Raw genomic sequence first — 17,588 nt, 5'->3', positions numbered from 1 at the left:
GCCGCCCTCGCGCCGCTCAGCGCGATCGGCCCTTCTTCCGCTGCGCCTTGCGGGCGAAGAACGCCCTCCGCGCATCCGAGGACGTCGCGCTCTGCCGCTTCTTCACCTTCGGCGGGAGCTTCGCGAGCGGCACATCGCCCACGACGTCGCTCGCGCCGCGCGGCCCGCCGAGGAGGCCGCGTGACGTGAGCGAGGCGCGCTGGTACGTGATGAGCTCGCCCGCCTTCTCGAACGAGTCCTCGCGGACGCAGACGAGGCCCGCCCGCACGAGCCCGCCGAGGAGGTGCTCGAAGTCGCGCCGCTCCAGCGATCCGTCGGCGAACGCCTCGCGGTAGAGCCGGCCCGTCGGCTGCTCGCTCTCGCGAAGCGCCGCCAGGATCTTCGCGATCGCCTGCGCCTCGTCGCGGCTCGGCGCCCGGAACTCCCGCGCGGCGCAGGCGGCCGGCGCGCAGACGTCGCAGAGGCCGCAGGGCTCGCCCGTGTCCTCCTGGTCGCCGAAATGGCGGACCAGGTGGAGCATGCGGCAGCCGTGGCCCTCGGTGAACCGCGCCATCTGCACGAGCTCGGCGAGCTTGTGGCGCCGCTGCGCCTCGTAGGGCCCGCGCCACCCCGGCTCGCCCAGGGCGACACCCCCGTCCGGATCCACGCGCGCGCCGCCGTGGATCCAGAGCTTCTCGAGGGCCTTGTCCGCCACATCGGGATCGATGCCGAGATCGCCCAGGATCGCCTCCTTCGGGCGGGGCTCTTCCGACAGGACCTCTTCGATCCGCTGGAGCATCGCCGGATCAGGGTAGTCGCGCTCGTGGAAGAACTCGTGCATTCGCCGGTCGACATACGAGTGCATCAGCACGGCCCGCGACGGGAGCCCGTCGCGGCCGGCGCGGCCGATCTCCTGGTAATACCCCTCGACGCTCCCGGGCAGCCCGGCGTGGACGACCGTGCGGACATCGGGCTTGTCGATGCCCATGCCGAAGGCGATCGTGGCGACGATGATCTCGGTGCTGCCGTCCAGAAAGGCCGCCTGGATCCGGTCGCGCACCGGGGCGGCGAGGCCCGCGTGGTACGCCTCGGCCGGGAGGTCCTCCGAGAGGCCCGCGGCGAGCGCCTCGGCGTCCTTCCGCGTCCCGGCGTAGACGATGGCCGGCGTCCGGCCCTCCTTCCCGAGCAGCGCGCGCACCCGGGCGAGGCGCTCTCCCGGGCTGACCTCGAGGATCTCGATACCCAGGTTGCTCCGCCTGAAGCCGTGAATGAACCGCGCCGCGGACGCGAGGCCGAGCTGCTCGACGATATCGTCCTGCACGACCGGCGTGGCGGTGGCGGTCAGCGCGATGACCGGCGCGGGCCGGAGCGCCGGGAGCCGCTGCCCGAGCATCCGGTAATCAGGGCGGAAGTCGTGGCCCCATTTCGAGATGCAATGGGCCTCGTCGACGGCGACGAGCACGGGCTTCCGGCGGGCGAGCATCTCGGGGAACCCGGGCACGCGGAGCCGCTCGGGGGCGATGAAGAGGAAGTCGAGCGCGCCTTCGAGATAATCGATGCAGGCCTTCCGCGACTCGGCCCGGCTCCGGCCGGAGTGGATCCGCTCGGCGGCGAAGCCGCGCGCCCGGAGCTTCGAGGCCTGATCCTCCATGAGCGCGATGAGCGGGCTCACGACGAGCGTCGTGCCGCCTCGGGCGATGCCGGGGAGCTGGTAACAGAGCGATTTGCCGGCGCCGGTGGGCATGACGAGCAGCACGTCGCTCCCCGCGGCCGCCGTCCGGCAGACGGCCTCCTGGTAGCGACGGAAGGCGCTGAAGCCGAAGCCTTGGTGGAGCAGCTCGACGAGATCCTCTGGCCGGCGCGCTGGAGACGGGGCCACTGCCGGCGAGGACGCCGTGCCCGCGCCACGCGCCGCGGAGGGCCCGATGGCCGCCGCACGCGCGGGCGACGGCGCTGCCGCCGCGGGTCGCGCCGGCGCCGCCGCCGCCGCCGCCGTACGCGACCTCGCCTGCGCCCGAGCCGGCGGCGATGCCGCAGCCGCCGCCGCGACCGCCTGCAGCGTCCCAGCCGATGCAACCGGCCCGGCGCCTGCGCTGCTGCCCGGAGCGCGGCGAGGCGTCGCCTCGCGGCCTCGACCGGTCCCCGGCGCAGCGGCCGCGGCGCGGCCCCCCTTCGCGCGCGACCGCGCCTCGCCGCGCTCCTGAAACGGCGACGCCCCGGCCTCCGGGGAAGGCGCGCCGTCCCCGGCCGCGCGCCGCCCCGCGCTCACCTCCGCCACCACCTGGCGCACGTACGACTCGATGCCCGCCATGAACGACGGCAGATCGCCCCCGCCCCGGGCCATGCGGGCGAGCTTCGCCTCCCAGGCGCCCGTCATCGCGGGGCTCTTCACGTCCGCGTGGACGACCTCGATCAGCCCGACGCCCTTGTCGGTCGCGTGCAGCAGCTTGCCCTTGCGCACGATGTACTCGCGCCGGAGGAGCGTCTCGATGATCGCGGCCCGCGTGGCCGGCGTGCCGAGGCCCGAGTCCTTCATCGCCTCGGAGAGCTCCTTCTCTTCGAGGCTGCGGCCCGCGGTCTCCATGGCGGTGAGCAGCGTGGCCTCGGTGAAGCGCGGCGGCGGACGCGTCTTCTTGGCCTGCGCCTCCGCGTCGAGCACGAGCTGCACCTGCCCCCTCGCGAGGCCCGGCGGGAGCCGCTGATCCGCGGTCTCGCGCTCGCCCTCCCCGCCCTCCCCGTCGCGCGCATCGCGCGCATCGGGCCCGTCGCCGTCCGATTCGCCCTTCCTGCGCGGCCTCGCAGGCGCCTTGCCGAAGCCGATGTCGAGCACCTTCCACCCGACCTTCTCCACGACGCTGCCCGCGCTGTGGTAGCGGTCCACGATCGGCTCGCCGCCCCGCGCGCCCGCGCCGCCGCGCGTGGTGATCGCGGTGATGACGGTGGTGATCGAGGTGACGTGATCCTCGTGCCACGCCGAGAGGAGGCGCCGGCAGATGAGGTCGAAGATCTTCTGCTCGTCGGTCGAGAGCTCCGCGCGCGAGGACCGAGCCCCCGTGGGGATGATGGCGTGGTGATCCCCGACCTTGCCGTCGTCGACGAAGCGCTTGCCGAGCGGCCGAGCCCCCGTCCCCGGGGCGAGCATCCCCCGATACGAGCCCTCGATCGCCTGCACCGCGGCGCCGAGCGTGGCCGCGACCTCCGTCGAGAGGTGCCGGCTGTCGGTGCGCGGATAGCTGATGAGCTTCCTGCGCTCGTACAGCGCCTGGGCCACCTCCAGGGTCTTCTGCGCAGAGAAGCCGTAAAGGCGGTTGGCGTGCCGCTGGAGCTCGGTCAGGTCGTAGAGCAGCGGCGGCGGGAGGCGGCGAGACTCCGACCGGACCGCCTCGATGCGCGCCTCGCCGCGCCGGGCCCGCTCGACGATGCGCCGCGCCTCCTCGCCGTCCGGCGGCAGGCGCCTCCGCGACGGCGCGGTCTCGGGCCGCTCGCCGGCGTTCGGCGGCCCGCCGGCGGCCGGCGGCTCGCCAGGGAGCGGTTTGTCGTTGAAATACGTGCCCTTGTAGGATTCGTCGGCCGCGCCCGAGCCGTCCTCCCGGAGCGGGCAGAAGGTCGCGACGACCTCGAGGTACGGCTCGGGGACGAACCGCCGGATCGCGAGCTCGCGCTCGACGACCATGGACAGCGTCGGCGTCTGCACGCGGCCGACCGAGAGATCCTGGTCGAAGACCAGGCTGTAGGCGCGCGAGAGGTTCATGCCGACGAGCCAGTCCGCCCGGCTGCGCCCGCGCGCCGCGTCGGCGAGGCCGTCGTAGCCGCGCGCGTCCCGCAGCCGCCGGAGCCCGTCGCGGATGGCGTCGGGCGTGAGGGACGAGATCCAGAGCCGCTCGACCGGCTTCTTGCACGCGGCCGCCTCGTAGATGTACCGGAAGATGAGCTCGCCCTCGCGGCCGGCATCGGTGGCGCAGACGACGCGCTCGACGTCGCGCCGGCCCAGGACCTTCCGGACGATCTCGAACTGGGCCCGCGTCCCGGGGAGGACGACGAGCGGAAACTGCCCGGGCAGCATCGGGAGGAGGTCGAGGCGCCAGCGCTTCCAGGCGGGGTCGATCTGGTGCGGCTCGGCGATGGCGACGAGGTGCCCGATCGCCCACGTGACGACGTAGCCGCCGCCCTCGAGGGAGCCCTCGGCGCGCTTCGAGGCCCCGAGCACCGCGGCGATGTCACGGGCGACGGCGGGCTTCTCTGCGACCACGGCGATCATGCGGCGACCATGCAAAACATGCGAAAGGCGCGAAACGAGCGAGAGGCGCGAACACCGACGGCGGCGGGCGTCGCCCGCGCCTCACGCAGGTGCGTTGATAGCGCGAGCCGCGGGCGGGCGGTATGGGGAAGCGAGCGGGCAGAGAAGCCCGCGCCCGACCGGCGCCTCGACACGCCGGCGCCGAGCGGGTTCACGTCGTGCCTGGACGCTCGCCGCCGCGCGAGGGCGCGCGACGGCTCCGGGAGAGGGGCATCGAGATGCGGGAGCGGAAGAGGATCGTCGAGGCGGAGCTGCCGGGATCGCCGCCCCTCAAAGCACGCTCTCCCCCCGGAGCTCCGCGGCGCGGAGCAGCTGCGCGTCAACCCGCTCGTCAACCGGTGTCGACCCCGCGTTGACACGCCGGCCCCAGCACGCCTCCGCGCGATGCTCGACGTCCCGGCGCGCATCCTGGATCGCCGCTTGCATTCACCTCGACGAGCTCGGCGCAGGAGCCACCTGAACGGCGCGAAGCGCGAGTTCGTGGTTGCCCTCTCCACGGGTTGCGTCGAGGAGTCGACAGCGCCGTACGAGCGCTTCCGGGCCGCGGGTCGTCCATCATGATGCCGGAACGAGAGGTAATGAGATGAGATCTGGAATGAAGTCAGCTTTCACTTTGCTGTTCGTGATCGGCGCCGTCGGAGCCATGCAGATCGGCTGTTCGGACGACGCGGCGACGCCGGACGACGGCCAGGGAGGCAGCAGCTCGAGCAGCAGCGCCGCGGCGACCGGCGGGAGCACCAGCACCACGGGCGGCGCCGGCGGCGGCAACGCCGCGAGCACGACGAGCGGCGCGACCACGAGCAGCGCCAGCACCACGGCCGCGAGCACCACGAGCAGCGCCAGCACCACGGCCGCGAGCACCACGAGCAGCGCCAGCACCACGGCCGCGAGCACCACGAGCAGCGGCACGGGCGGAGAGGAGCCGCTCGGCGACGAGCTCCCGATGGTGATCCCGACGCCCACGAACGGCAACGGCGAGATCAGGACCCAGACGACGGTGCTCAAGAACGCCGCCCACGGCGGGCAGGACGTCTACGACTTCAACAACCAGAAGATCGGCGTGAACAACACGGCGGACTGCGACGACGGCGAGGGCCAGAAGACCGTGTTCGAGGTCGAGGACGGCGTCACCGTGAAGAACCTCATCATCGCCGGCGGCCTCCCCGGCGGCAACGGCATCGTCTGCAAGGGCGACTGCACGCTCGATCACGTCTACTGGGAGGACGTCTGCGAGGACGCGGCGACCAACAGCGCCGACGGGGCGACGATGCGCATCAACAGCTCCATCGCCCTGCACTCGGCCGACAAGATCTTCCAGCACAACGCCAAGGGCGGCTCCACCACCATCGTCACGAACTCGTACATCGCCGACTTCGGGAAGCTCTGGCGCTCGTGCGGCGACTGCACCGCGAACGGCGGGCCGCGGCACCTGATCATCGACAACGTCAGGGTGGACCGCGTGAAGACGACGGTCGCCGGCGCGAACCAGAACTACGGGGACACGGTCACGATCACGAACCTCTACGTCAAGGGGGGCTACGACGCGGGCGGCGACAAGCCGAAGATCTGCCAGGAGTACAGGGCCGTCACCGATCACATGGGCGAGTCCGAGAAGCTCCACGGGGGCGCGAGCCAGTGGGACACCGCCACGTGCCGCGTGAGCAAGAGCGACGTGAAGAGCTGGTGAGCGCGCGAGGGGCCGCGCGCGCCGGCGTCGCTGCCCCCTGCACCCCGCGCAGCGCCGCTACGCGCCCGCGTCGAGCTTCCGGCGCAGGTTGTCGCGCGCGCTCGCCTCGAGGCGGGCGTGGAAGTACGGCGAGAGGAAGATCTGCTCCGCCGCGAGCAGCTTCTCGAAGAAGCGCCGCCGGCCTATAGCGTAGAGCTCGGGCGGCACGGCGCTGTACTCCGCGGCGATCGCCCGGTCGTACGCGTCGAACGCCGCCGCGTCGCTGCCCAGGATGGCCATGTCGCAATCGAGGAAGAGGGCCTCCTCCTCGCCGACGTCCGCCGGCCCGAGGGCCCCGTGCCGCGCCGTGAGCAGGATGAGCCGCTCGATGAGGCCCTCGTCGAGCCCCTCGCCGGGCAGCCAGCGCGCCACCGCCTCGCGCGCGAGCGCCGCGCTGCGCGCCTCGTTGTCGTGGCGGCCGGGCACGTACACGGCGTCGTGGAAGAGCGCGGCCAGGAACACCTCCCGCGGCCTCCGCCAGCCGACGTCGCGGGCGACCTCGCCCACCCAGCGGAGCACCTCGCGCACGTGCGCCAGATCGTGGTACGCGCGCCCGGGCTCGCCGTAGGCCGCGCGCAGCGCGCCCCACAGCGGCTCGGGCAGGGCCAGGCCGTCCGGGGCCTCCGGCGGCGCGTCGCCGTCGGCGCGCGCGTCGCCCGCCGCGATCCCGCCGTCCGGCCTCACGCGAGCACCAGATCCTCGGGGCGGAACAGCTCCCCGTCGTACGTGGCGACGCTGCCCTTCTCCGTGGCCTTCGCGTGGTTCTTCGCGAGGTTGGCGCGCCCCTGGATCTCGCGATCCGTCAGGAAGCAGTCGACGTCGGCGACGCACAGCCCGGCCGAGATCGTCGGCGACCGCTCGACGCGGCGGTAGCGTCGGCGGGCGAGCCGCTCCTGGAGCGCGCGCAGGAAGTCCACCGCCCACGCGCGCGTCGCGTTGGGCAGCGTGATCATGTACTCGTCGCCGCCGAACCGGTACGCGTGCCCGTGCGCGAAGACGTGCGCCTCGATGCTCTCCATGAGCGGCGGGAGCACGTGGAGATCGACAGCGGTCTCGGTGTGCTGGACGTTGAACGCCTTGAAGTCGTCGATGTCGACGAACGCCACGGCGATCGAGGCGCCGCGCAGCGCGCAGCGCGCCCGGTAGTGCGCCAGATCGGGCAGGAAGAGCCCGGGCGCCTCGAGGATGTGGAACTTCTCGTCGTACTCGCGCGGGCGGAGCGGCGGCGCCTCCGGCATCACGGCCTCGGCGTGCCGGATCGACATGTAGTCGGTGAGCTGCGGGACCTTGAGCGCGCGCGTGGCCGCGAACCAGGGCGCGGCCATCAGCTGCTCCAGCCCGTGGACCTCGCGCCGGAGGTGCCGGATCGTCTCGGCGTTCACGGCCTTCTGCAGCGGCTCCTCGATCGCCGTGGCGCTGTCGCGCCGGAGGTCGATCAGGATGCGCTTGAGCAGCGGGCCCTGCGTGTCGTGGATCTGCGCGTGCGGCGGGCGCAGCTCGAGCTGCCGCCCGAGGAGGCTCAGCTGTCCGATGAGCTCCGTCACCTCCGGCGGCTCGTAGCCGCGGAACTCCTGCCGGATCACGTCCGCCACGTCGCGGCGGAACGCATCCGTGAAGCGGGAGACGCACTGGGACAGGACCTTGGCCTCGGACTGCGAGAACTCGAGCACCTCACGAGGATAACCTGGCGGCGGTGCGCCCAGCGCCCGGGACGCACCGCGCGCTGGAAATCCGCCGGAAATTCGGAGATGCTGCCCCGTCCCCCTCCCGCGCGATCCATGCACGACCCCACCCGGACGATCACGACCCTCCGAAGCGACGCGGTCGAGCTCCCGGACCTGCGCATCCTCGTCACCCCGCAGAAGAGCCCGCCGATCGAGGCCGCCCTCGGCGTCGCGCCGCTCGTGCTCGGAACGAGCGGCGAGTGCGACGTCATCATCCCCGACTCGCGCGTCTCGCGCCGCCACTGCCAGCTCCGGTTCTCGCCGCGCGGGGTCGTCCTCACCGACCTCGGCAGCAAGAACGGCACGTTCATCAACGACGTCCTGATCGTCGAGGGCTTCCTCACCCCGGGCGCCATCGCCTCCCTGGGCGGCGTGCCCCTCACCGTGCGCGTCGGCGGCGCCCCGGTCGTCGTCCCGCTCTCCACCTCGGCCAGCTTCGGCGAGGCCCTCGGCAGCAGCGTCCCCATGCGCGCGCTCTTCGCGCGCCTCGAGCGCGCCGCGGCCACCTCGGAGACGATCCTCCTGCTCGGCGAGTCCGGCACCGGCAAGGAGGTCCTCGCCCGCGCCATCCACGCGGCGAGCCCGCGCAGCGGCGGCCCCTTCGTCGTGTTCGACTGCAGCGCCGTCGCCCCGAGCCTCATCGAGGCCGAGCTCTTCGGCTACACGAAGGGCGCGTTCACGGGCGCCCAGGGCGCGCGCGCCGGCCTGCTCGAGGAGGCGAGCGGCGGCACGCTCTTCCTCGACGAGATCGGCGAGCTCCCGCTCGATCTCCAGCCGAAGCTCCTGCGCGCGCTCGAGGCCCGCCAGGCGCGGCGCATCGGCGCCGCCGCGTACACGTCCTTCGACGCCCGCGTCATCGCCGCCACGCACCGCGATCTCCAGGGCCGCGTCGCGTCGGGGGCGTTCCGCGAGGATCTTTACTACCGGCTCGCCGTCGTCGAGACCGTCGTGCCGCCGCTGCGCGAGCGCAAGGAGGACATCCCGCTGCTCGTCGAGCGCTTCCTCGCGGCGCAGGTGCCGCCGCGCTCGCTCGCCGACCTGCCGCCGAACGCGCTGGAGCTGCTCCGCGGGCACCACTGGCCGGGCAACGTGCGCGAGCTCCGCAACACCGTCGCGCGGCTCATGCTGTTCCCGCACCTCGCCGAGGAGGCGATCGTCAAGGTTGTGCCGCGGCCCGCCGATCTGGGCGTCGGCCAGTTCGCCGCGCTGCCGCTCCGCGAGGCGCGCGACATGGTCGTCGAGCAGTTCGAGCGCACGTACATCGCGATGAAGCTCCGGGAGAGCGGCGGCAACGTGGCGCGGGCCGCCGCGTCGATGGGGGTCTCCCGGCAGCTCGTCCACCGGCTGATGGAGCGCTACGGCATCCGCAGCAAGGGCTGACAGGGCGCGCGGCGCTCAGGGTGCGCGGCGCGGCGCTCGCGGCATCGGGAACCGAGAGCGACAAACGCGTTGAAACCCCAGAAAAGAGCAGGAATTTGAACCGCCAAGGACGCCAAGTACGCCAAGATTGTGGTTTGTTCTTGGCGTACTTGGCGCCTTGGCGGCTCATTTCTCGCTCGAACAACGTGATTGGTGTCCTAGAGCGGAGTCTACGACTTGGTTGATGTTCTTGGGCTCACCACCAGGGCGAGCCCTTTCCTGTCGAGCAGCAAGCCGTCGCTCGTCGGGAAAGGCTTGCGCTTCCGCTCCCGCCAGGCGCGGAGCGCCGCAGAGCGCTGGTGCTGCGCCCAGGTCACGGAGACGGACGCCATGCAGCGCAGAAATCGGTCGCGCCCGTCGTCGCCCATGGCGTCACGCAACATGTAACGCCGGATGGGCTGCGACACGAGCAGGTAAGGCCCAAGGTGATACAGCGCCAGGAGGAGCAGGCAGGCCTCGGCGAGGCGCCGGAGGGCGGCGTCGAGGTCCCGGGCACGCTCCGCGTCGAGGTCGATCGAACGGATGTCCCGGTAGAGGCTCCGGTAACGCGCGGTGGAGCCGTGCACGAAACGGCTCGACTGCTGGTAGGCGTGCACGATCTCGGAGAACAGAGAGGACGTTCCGGCGGCGTCGCCGAGCGCGGGCTGGAAGTGTGGAAGGCGCTGGATCTCCTTGAGCAGGTCGGCCCAGACGTCTCTCACGTCCTCCTCGGGGAGGAGGCAACGCGCCACGAACAGGGAGGGTCGCGAGTCGAAGTAGCAGTGCCGGACGAGGTTCTCCAGGAGGCTCCGGGCGTGGACATGGGCGGTGCGCTCCACCCCGAGCGCGCCTGCATGCAAGATGGCGAGGATGTCGGCTCGTGCAGCGTTCAGGAACGCCGGGACCGTCGCAAAGCCGCTGCAGTGCCACGCGAGCCAGTTCAGGTAGGCGAGGGTCTGCTGGGAGGCGGCGAGCTCCGATCCGGAGCCTCCGCGCCGGCGCTTGGCCTGCCGGCCGACCTCCGCGAGCAGCCTCTCGCGCGGTGACTCGCGGCGCTGTCGCTTACTCGCCATGGGCCTTCTTTGTGTTGATACGACGTGTCTCCGCGATCGCTCGGTCGGCAGGGCTGCGCAGCCCCTCGGCCAGCAAGTGCGTCGTGATGCCCCCGCTCTTCGCGGGCGCGAGGCGCTCCGCGTCCTTGAAGAGCCTCTCTGCGAGGTGCCGGCGCGATTCCTGGGCCTTGTAGGGCAGTGGAACCGGCGCCCACGTGGTCCGGAGCTGCGCGATGGAGTGCAACGTCGGCAGCACGATCACGTTCTCTTCAATTGCTGCGATCGCGAGGTTGCGGAGAATCGATTCAATCCTTTTTTCCTGCTCTGCCCCCGCAGCCTCTGACGTGTTCCTTAGCAGCTCCGCGATTGTGAACGCTCGCGCGGAAGGCGCGAGGCGTAGGTTATCTATGTTGCGGAGCGCTTGCTCGATGACGTCGTTGATCGGGGAATCCGGCCGCACGTTCGCAGATTTGCCGAGGAGTCCACGGAGCTTCTTTTCGACATCGGCACTGTCGTGGGCCAACTTGAGCAGCTCGTCTTTGACAATTTCGAGCAACCGCTCGATCGAGACCGGCCCGTGGTCCTCGTCCGTGGGGCTCTGCTGCCGCTTGAAGTCGCGGAGCAGCTGGAGGACCTGCGCCAGCTCCTTCTGCCCGCCGAGGATCGCCTCGGCGGCCTGGAAGTCGTCCGCGGAGTGCTCCTCGACCAGGCTCAGCAGCGCTCGCGCTGCCCGTATCCCATCAGTGCCTGCACGCTCAGGGCTCGTCACGGCGCACCTCCGAGAAGGCCCACATCGAGCGCGACCGCCTCAAGCTCGTCGACGAGCCCCGCGTGGTCTGGATCGCCGGAGAACGGCAGCGGCTCGTTCCGCTCGAACGAGTCACGGTAAGCTTCATTCCTGGAGATCACCTTCGAGAGGCAGCGAACCGCAGGCTTCTGCGCCGCGCACAGATCGCTGATCGCCTTCACGTACCGCTCTGCCTTGGCGCGCTGATCGGCGTCGCTCGCCGGCGGGAACATGCTCAGCACGACCCCGGCGATGGTGCCTCTCGGCGAGAAGCGCGGCCAGGTTGACGGCGATCGTCGTCTTGCCGACCCCTCCCTTGATGTTCTGCACCGCGAGGACGCTCTGTTTCGGCCGATCCGGCATGCCGGTGGGAGCATACGCCACAGCCGTACCGCTCGGAAGTTCCGGCGGAAATCAGGAGTATGTCCGAGAGCAGGGCGGCCGAGACCGCACGCCTCTCACGCAGAGCTCACCCGTGCGGGCCCACGTTGAGCAACACCACGGCATCCGCAGCAGGGGCTGACGGCGGCGCGGCGAGCGGCCTTCGGCTGCTCAGGTCGCGACCGGTCATGCTCGAAGCGAGCCCGATGCCGTCGTGCTTCCCGCGTGAGAGCCGTCGCTTGATGCACAGATGGGCGCGCAGGAGGGTGGTGCGGTCATTTGCCCCGAGAGGGTCCACATGAAGGCGGGAAGGCGGGAAGATCATTCAGGTTTTCTTCCCGCCTTCCCGCCTTCATGTTCAAATGACTGCACTACCCGCAGGAGGGCGCCGAGGCGGCTCAGGAGGGCCGCTGGCGCTGCACGGGAGGGCGCCGAGGCGGCTCAGGAGGACCGCTGGCGCTGCGCAGGAGGGTCGCCGGCGCTGCGCAGGAGGGTCGCCGGCGCTGCGCAGGAGGAGGCCGTGGTTGCGCAGGAGGGTCGCCGGCGCTGCGCAGGAGGGTCGCCGGCGCCGCGCAGGAGGAGGCCGAGGCTGCGCAGGAGGGTCGCCGGCGCTGCGCAGGAGAAGGCCGAGGCCGCGCACGAGGGTCGCCGGCGCCGCGCAGGAGGAGGCCGCAAGCAGCAGGTGACAGGCCTCGTGCGTGCGCTCAGAACACGCTGCGGAGCGAGAGCCCGGGGCCGCCCGGCGAGAACGAGAAGCTCGCGACCGGCGCGGCGGGCGCGACGGGATCGAGCTGGAAATAGAGCACCGCGCCCAGGCCGGCCGCGAGGAACCCCACGCCCGCGGAGATCGCGCCTGCCTTCCACGTGAGATCGATCGCCTCGACGTCCTCCGCCGGGCAGCCGGGCGCGCACCGCCTGCGGAGCTCGCTCCGGTCGAGGTGCCCCTTGACGCCGAGGAACGCGCCCACGCCCAGCCCCGCCGCGCCGGCGCCGACGAGCACGAGCGGCCAGCGCTGCCGCACGGGCGGCGCGTCGGTGCCGGCCGCGGGGCGCGACGGCGCCGGCGCAGGGAAGCGCACCGCGATCGGCAGCGCCTTGTCGCCCGGCGGCACCGTGACCACCGTGACGACCCGCGTCCCCGCCGCGTCCTCGAACGTCAGCGTATGGCGCCCGGGATCGAGCTCGATCGGGTCCTTCGGGAGCGCGTCGACCAGCGGCGCGCCGTCGAGGAGCACCCGGACCCGGCCCGGAGCGTGGCCGTCCGCGGACGTGGCCGACAGCGCGACGCTGGGCATGTCGCGCTCGACCTGCTCGCTCCAGCTCTGGCAATCGCGGGCGAGCGTCGCCGGGCACGAGCTCACGCAGACGCGGAGCTCGGCGCGGGCGCGCAGCAGCGCCTTGTCGCGGAGGAGCTGCTGCGCCTGCTCGTACGAGGCCGCGCACGTCTCTCCCACGCCCTGCGCGCGGGCGCGTGAGCCCGAAAGGAGCGTGACGGCCGCGGCGAAGGCGGCGAGGAGGCGCCCGTTCATCGCAGCGCAGGCTACACGCTTCCGTCGTTCACAGGCACTCTCGCTTGATCCGCCGGATGCCGTTGGCGTCCAGATAGTAGGGAGGCACGCAGCGCGACCGCGGCCGCGCGCTGCGCGCGGGGGAAGCGGCGCGCACGCCCGCGGCGCGATCCGGCGCGGCAGCGCGCGCGGCCGGCTCCGGCGCCGCGGCGGCGCTCGCGGACGCCATCGGCGCGGCCGACTCCGGCGAGGCCGGCTCCGGCGAGGCCGCCGATGCCTCAGGCGAGGCCGACAAGGCCGCTGGCGGCTCCGGCGCCCCCACGCTCGCGGCGGGCGCCGCCACGGCCTGTGGCGAGGCGACCGACCGCGAGGACTCGCCGGCGCCGGCGCGCTCGTCCTGCGACGCATCGGGCTCCGGACGCACGCTGCAGCTCCTGCCGAGGGCCACGACGAGCACCAGCGCGCTGGCCCCGAGCGCGAGCGTGGAGGTGCGGACGAGCTGCGCGCTCGCCAGCCGCGGCGGCGCCGCCGCGGCGACGGGCGTCGCCAGCGCCGACGCCACGGGCCGCGCCATGTCCTCGACCGTCCTCGTCATCGTCGGGACCGTCACCGAGGTCCGCAGCGCGCGCCCGCGGCTGCCAGACGGCTGCGCGAGGCGCGCCTCGACGTCCCGCGGCGGCGCGTCGTCCACGGCGGCGGGCCTCGGCGGCGGCGGCGCCGGGGCCGCGCTCCGCTGCGACGTCTCGATCGCGGCGAGGCTCTTCGCCCGCGCCTCGAGGAGCGCCCCCGCCGTCGCCTCGACCCACGCCCCGACAGCGCGCGGGCCCGCCGGCGGCAGCGCCTCCTCCAGCGCGGCCGCCATCTCCAGCGCGGTCGCGTAACGCCGGGAGGGATCCCTGTCGAGACCGCGGAGCACCACCTCGTCGAGCGCCTTCGGCACGTCGCCGTACACGCTCGGCGGCTGGACGACGCCCTCGAGGATCCGCCCGAAGATCTCCGCGTCGCACTCCCCCGTGAACAGCCGCCGTCCGGTGAGCACCTCCCAGAGGACCACGGCCGCGGCGTAGATGTCGGCGCGGCGGTTCAGCGGGGCTCCGCGCAGCTGCTCCGGCGCCATGTAGCTGAGCTTGCCCTTGAGCTGCCCGACGCGGCTCACCTGGCTCCTCACCGCCGCCCGCGCGATCCCGAAATCGAGAACGCGCGCGATGCCGTCCTCGCCGACGAGGAGGTTCTGCGGCGACACGTCGCGGTGGACGATCTGGAGCGCGGCGCCCTCCTCGTCGGTCGCCTCGTGCGCCGCGTGCAGGCCCGCGAGGGCGCCGGCGATGATGGCCGAGCCGATCGGCTGCGGCACCCGGGCCCCTCGCCGGCCGGCCTCGCGCAGCAGGCTCGAGAGCGATTCCCCCGCGATGTACTCCATGACCACGAAGAGCTCGTCGTCGGCCTGCACGCTGTCGAGCGTTGTGACGACGTTCGGGTGGCGGATGCGCACCGCGAGCCGCGCCTCGTCGAGGAGCATCGACGAGAACTCGGGATCCCTGGCGAACTGCGGGTGCAGGCGCTTGATCGCGACCGTGCGCGCAAAGCCATGGGCGCCCACGAGCCGCCCGAAATGGACGGAGGCCATCCCCCCGGCGGCGATCACGCCATGGAGCGTGTACCGATCGAGGGTCCGCCGCTCGCGCTCCTGAGCAGGTGCCATGCTGGCCCTGTTCTACAACATCTCGGCAGCGTTGCCGGACGGTACCTGCGCGCCGCGCTCGCGTCGGTCGGCCAATGGCGCCGGGCAGCGCGAGGGCGCTCGACCCGGCGGGTGGGTGACTGACCGCCCTTGCCGAGGTGGACCGGTGGAGAAGCAACTGCGTGTGTCCACAGTGTCAACTCACCGTTGACATGGGTCGGGCTGGCGGCGCGCGCCGTCGGATCGAGCGCCCCGTAGGCGCGGCGCGGCAGAGGCGCGGCGGCCTGTGGCTACAGGGGAACCTCGATCACGCTCTCGCAGGTGAAATCGACGCTCAGCTTCGCCACCATGTCCGCCTGGACCGTGGTGCACGCGTCGACACACAGCACGATCTGCGTCGGACTCGCGGGCTCGTCGTAGCGCCAGGCGCCCTCGGTCGCGCAGCTCGGGTCGTACACGAGCTCCGTGGTCGCGCTCGATCCGCTCGTGTAGAGCACGCGGACCTTCTCCTTGTCGAAGGTGCTCCCGTCCGGCGGGAGCGGGATCGCCATCGTGCACGAGACCGAGGCGCCGCGGATCCGGTCGACCGCCGCCCTGAAAGCGGCCGTGGTCTGCGAGGGATCGCCGGTGTCGATGAGCACGGCGCCCTCGGTGCCGCCGGCCGCGGCGATCTCGTGCAGGTCGTCGAGGGTGTCCGGCGCGCCCTCGATCGGCGGGTTCTCGACCCCGATGACGTAGGTCGGGACGCCCTCCGCCAGCGCCGCCTGGGCGTCGGCCACGACGGCATCGATCGTGTCGGAGGCCTCGTCGCAGCCCTGCGGGTAGCCGTCCGTCACGAGCACGATCGCGTATTTCCCGGGGTTCTGCCGCCGCTGCGCCTCGATGAACCCGCTCGTGCCCCGCATCACCCACGCGGTCGGCGTGCCGCCGCGCCAGTCGTCCGAGCTCGCCGGCTCGATCGCGTCGATCGCCTCGGTGAAGGCCGCCGAGGGGAGCGGCGTCAGCGGCACGTCCGGCGTCGCGTAGATCTCGGCCGAACACCTGTCGTCGTCGGCGGGAAAGAACGCGAGCGAGGCCGTCAGCCCTTCGGACCCGGGATCCGAGAAGAACTGCTTGGTCGCGGCGACCACGGGATCCCACTTGAGGGCCTTGTCGTGCCAGTCCTTGTCGCCCTTGCCCATGCTGCCCGACACGTCGAACGCGAACGCCAGGTACACGGGCTGGAGGGATGCCGCCGCCGTCTGGGTGGCGCACGCTCCGCCTCCGCCCGTGGGGCTGGCGCCGCTCGAGCCGGGCCCGATCCCGCCGCCGATGTCCAGCGAGCCCCCCTCGCCCGAGCCGGCGCCGGAGCTGCCGCCGGAGCTCGCCCCTTCACCTTCTCCCCCGGCGCTCGGGCTGCTGCCGCACCCGAGCCCGACCGCAGCCACGGTCAGCACCGCCATGGCAACTCCAAGCAATTTCATGCATCGACTCCTTGCACCACCGCGCGCCGGCGCTGCGCCGCCGGCATCGAGTCACCTGGATTGCGCGTGGTCCCAGGCCTCCGGTCTCCAAGCACACGGGGTGCCAGGGCGCGGGGGCGCTCGCTGCACGGGCGCGCTCGTGCTCAGCGTCGCAAGAACGATGGATGACGGGATTCGAGGTGCGCCGATCGCGTGGTGTGTTGGAGCGGCAGCCGCGCGACCGGCCGGGTTGTCGTCAGGGCGGAGGGGGCCCGACGAGCATGCTTGGCATGTCTTGCGCATCGATTGGAATGCTCGCAGCGCTCGCGCTCACCCGCGCTCATCGAAGCTCACAACCGTGGTTGCGCGACCGCCGCGCGGCGCGGGGCTTCGCGATGGTGGCAGCTCCTGGATCGGGGCACGCCCGCCGCGGTCGTGGTCGTCGAGCCTCCGGATCACGCGTGCGGGTCGCGCGCTGGCTGGCGCGAGCACCTGGGGGGCGGCGCGGGAGGCCAACGTCTTGCGTTGCCATGGCCTTCGCGGTAAGGGGGCGGCAATGAGTGGTCCCGAACTCGGCCGCCTCATCGACGAGGTCGATCGCACGGTGGACGTCCAGTTCACCGCAGCCGGCGATCTCGATGAGCTGAACCGCCTGTATGCCAGCCTGCTCGGGCGCCGTGGGTCGCTCAATGCGCTGATGAAGCAGCTGCCCGGCGCGGCGCCCGAGGAGCGCAAGGCGCTCGGCCAGCGCCTCAACGCCGTCAAGGGCCGCGTGGAGCGCGCCCGCGAGGAGGCGACGGCGAGGATCAAGCGCGCTGCGCGCGATCGCGAGCTCTCCGCGCCGCCCCTCGATATCACCCTGCCCGGCCGCTGGCGCGCGCCCGGGCGGCCGCACCCGATCATGCGGACCCTCGACGAGATCGTCGATATCTTCGTCGGGCTCGGGTTCGACGTGGCCGAAGGGCCGCAGATCGAGCTCGCGCGCTACAACTTCGATCTCCTCGGGTTCCCGGCGGATCACCCGGCCATGGACATGCACGACACGTTCTACATGGCCGGCGATCCTGGCCAGAACGTGCTCCTCCGGACGCACACGAGCCCGGTCCAGGTGCGCGAGATGCTCTCCCACCCTCCCCCGGTGATGATCGTCGCGCCCGGCGTCGTATATCGCCGCGACGACGACGCGAGCCACAGCCCCATGTTCGTGCAGATCGAGGGGCTCGTCGTCGACCGCGACGTGTCGCTCGCCGATCTGAAGGGCCTGCTCGAGGTCTACAGCCGCCGGATGTTCGGCGAGGCCACGAGGACGCGCTTCCGGCCGAGCTACTTCCCCTTCACCGAGCCCAGCGCGGAGCTCGACGTGTCCTGCCTCGTCTGTTTCGGCGAGAACCGCGCCTGCCCGCAGTGCAAGGGGACGGGCTGGCTGGAGGTGCTCGGGTGCGGCATGGTCCACCCGACGGTGCTCCGGAACGTCGGGATCGACCCGGAGGAATACACGGGGCTGGCGTTCGGCATCGGCGTGGATCGCACGGCCAACATGAAGTTCGCCGTCGACGATATCCGCGCCTTCTACGAGAACGACGTCCGCTTCCTCGGAAGCCTCTAGGCCACTG

13 protein-coding genes and 1 pseudogene are annotated in these 17,588 nt (G+C 72.3%); 3 read left to right on the top strand and 11 right to left on the bottom strand.

The features are described 5' to 3' along the window. Positions 1-16: 16 nt before the first annotated feature. Complete coding sequence (locus tag WMF27_RS17070; protein WP_437767820.1) at positions 17-4,237, bottom strand: DNA topoisomerase 3; 4,221 nt, start codon at positions 4,235-4,237, stop codon at positions 17-19. Between the two features lie 594 nt (positions 4,238-4,831). Further along, a complete protein-coding gene (locus WMF27_RS17065) occupies positions 4,832-5,185 on the bottom strand; it encodes a hypothetical protein (protein WP_437767821.1) in 354 nt (117 codons plus the stop codon). A gap of 34 nt (positions 5,186-5,219) precedes the next feature. On the opposite strand from WMF27_RS17065, the gene WMF27_RS17060 reads away from it, so the two are divergent. Beyond that, positions 5,220-5,963, top strand: a complete 744-nt coding sequence (locus tag WMF27_RS17060) for a pectate lyase (protein ID WP_437767822.1) — start codon at positions 5,220-5,222, stop codon at positions 5,961-5,963. Positions 5,964-6,020: 57 nt separating this feature from the next. Here WMF27_RS17060 and WMF27_RS17055 read toward each other — a convergent pair whose 3' ends face one another. Continuing rightward, positions 6,021-6,668 carry an HD domain-containing protein gene (locus WMF27_RS17055; RefSeq protein ID WP_437769838.1) on the bottom strand — a complete coding sequence of 216 codons (648 nt, stop codon included), beginning with the start codon at positions 6,666-6,668 and terminating at the stop codon, positions 6,021-6,023. A gap of 14 nt (positions 6,669-6,682) precedes the next feature. Next, on the bottom strand, positions 6,683-7,672 hold the full coding sequence (locus WMF27_RS17050) for a diguanylate cyclase (RefSeq protein WP_437767823.1): 990 nt from the start codon (positions 7,670-7,672) through the stop codon (positions 6,683-6,685). Positions 7,673-7,780: 108 nt separating this feature from the next. Here WMF27_RS17050 and WMF27_RS17045 point away from each other — a divergent pair, with 108 nt between their 5' ends. Then, positions 7,781-9,106: a sigma 54-interacting transcriptional regulator gene (locus WMF27_RS17045; protein ID WP_437767824.1), complete on the top strand. Its 1,326-nt coding sequence runs from the start codon at positions 7,781-7,783 to the stop codon at positions 9,104-9,106. Positions 9,107-9,315: 209 nt separating this feature from the next. Here the strand turns inward: WMF27_RS17045 and WMF27_RS17040 are convergent, their stop codons facing one another. The 7 genes and pseudogenes from WMF27_RS17040 to WMF27_RS17010 all read right to left on the bottom strand — a co-directional run bounded on the left by WMF27_RS17040 (position 9,316) and on the right by WMF27_RS17010 (position 15,996). Then, a complete protein-coding gene (locus WMF27_RS17040) occupies positions 9,316-10,197 on the bottom strand; it encodes a hypothetical protein (RefSeq protein WP_437767825.1) in 882 nt (293 codons plus the stop codon). Beyond that, a complete protein-coding gene (locus tag WMF27_RS17035; RefSeq protein WP_437767826.1) occupies positions 10,187-10,945 on the bottom strand; it encodes a hypothetical protein in 759 nt (252 codons plus the stop codon). Before WMF27_RS17035 ends, WMF27_RS17040 begins: the two co-directional genes overlap by 11 nt. Next, a complete protein-coding gene (locus WMF27_RS17030) occupies positions 10,942-11,205 on the bottom strand; it encodes a hypothetical protein (protein WP_437770009.1) in 264 nt (87 codons plus the stop codon). Before WMF27_RS17030 ends, WMF27_RS17035 begins: the two co-directional genes overlap by 4 nt. Positions 11,206-11,224: 19 nt before the next feature. Beyond that, a pseudogene (locus WMF27_RS17025) lies at positions 11,225-11,326 on the bottom strand (ParA family protein); the annotation flags it as partial. Between the two features lie 722 nt (positions 11,327-12,048). Next, positions 12,049-12,873 carry a hypothetical protein gene (locus WMF27_RS17020; protein ID WP_437767827.1) on the bottom strand — a complete coding sequence of 275 codons (825 nt, stop codon included), beginning with the start codon at positions 12,871-12,873 and terminating at the stop codon, positions 12,049-12,051. Positions 12,874-12,901: 28 nt separating this feature from the next. Continuing rightward, positions 12,902-14,554, bottom strand: a complete 1,653-nt coding sequence (locus tag WMF27_RS17015; protein ID WP_437767828.1) for a serine/threonine-protein kinase — start codon at positions 14,552-14,554, stop codon at positions 12,902-12,904. Positions 14,555-14,823: 269 nt separating this feature from the next. Next, complete coding sequence (locus tag WMF27_RS17010) at positions 14,824-15,996, bottom strand: vWA domain-containing protein (protein WP_437767829.1); 1,173 nt, start codon at positions 15,994-15,996, stop codon at positions 14,824-14,826. A gap of 535 nt (positions 15,997-16,531) precedes the next feature. Between WMF27_RS17010 and pheS the strand changes: the two genes are divergently transcribed. Continuing rightward, positions 16,532-17,581 carry a phenylalanine--tRNA ligase subunit alpha gene (gene pheS / locus WMF27_RS17005; RefSeq protein WP_437767830.1) on the top strand — a complete coding sequence of 350 codons (1,050 nt, stop codon included), beginning with the start codon at positions 16,532-16,534 and terminating at the stop codon, positions 17,579-17,581. Positions 17,582-17,588 lie beyond the last annotated feature (7 nt).

Origin of the sequence: Sorangium sp. So ce281 (assembly GCF_051527395.1) — a bacterium.
GTDB classification, from domain to species: domain Bacteria; phylum Myxococcota_A; class Polyangia; order Polyangiales; family Polyangiaceae; genus Sorangium; species Sorangium cellulosum_B.
The sequence above is the reverse complement of the archived record's forward strand: the minus strand, read 5'-3'. Positions and strand labels throughout refer to the sequence as shown.

What these genes read in the sequence shown, in the direction of transcription:
- WMF27_RS17060 (WP_437767822.1), top strand. Translation starts at nt 5,220, where the DNA reads ATGGTGATCCCGACGCCCACGAACGGCAACGGCGAGATCAGGACCCAG.
- WMF27_RS17010 (WP_437767829.1), bottom strand. Translation starts at nt 15,996, where the DNA reads ATGAAATTGCTTGGAGTTGCCATGGCGGTGCTGACCGTGGCTGCGGTC.
- WMF27_RS17045 (WP_437767824.1), top strand. Translation starts at nt 7,781, where the DNA reads ATGCACGACCCCACCCGGACGATCACGACCCTCCGAAGCGACGCGGTC.
- WMF27_RS17020 (WP_437767827.1), bottom strand. Translation starts at nt 12,873, where the DNA reads ATGAACGGGCGCCTCCTCGCCGCCTTCGCCGCGGCCGTCACGCTCCTT.
- WMF27_RS17015 (WP_437767828.1), bottom strand. Translation starts at nt 14,554, where the DNA reads ATGGCACCTGCTCAGGAGCGCGAGCGGCGGACCCTCGATCGGTACACG.
- WMF27_RS17070 (WP_437767820.1), bottom strand. Translation starts at nt 4,237, where the DNA reads ATGATCGCCGTGGTCGCAGAGAAGCCCGCCGTCGCCCGTGACATCGCC.
- pheS (WP_437767830.1), top strand. Translation starts at nt 16,532, where the DNA reads ATGAGTGGTCCCGAACTCGGCCGCCTCATCGACGAGGTCGATCGCACG.
- WMF27_RS17040 (WP_437767825.1), bottom strand. Translation starts at nt 10,197, where the DNA reads ATGGCGAGTAAGCGACAGCGCCGCGAGTCACCGCGCGAGAGGCTGCTC.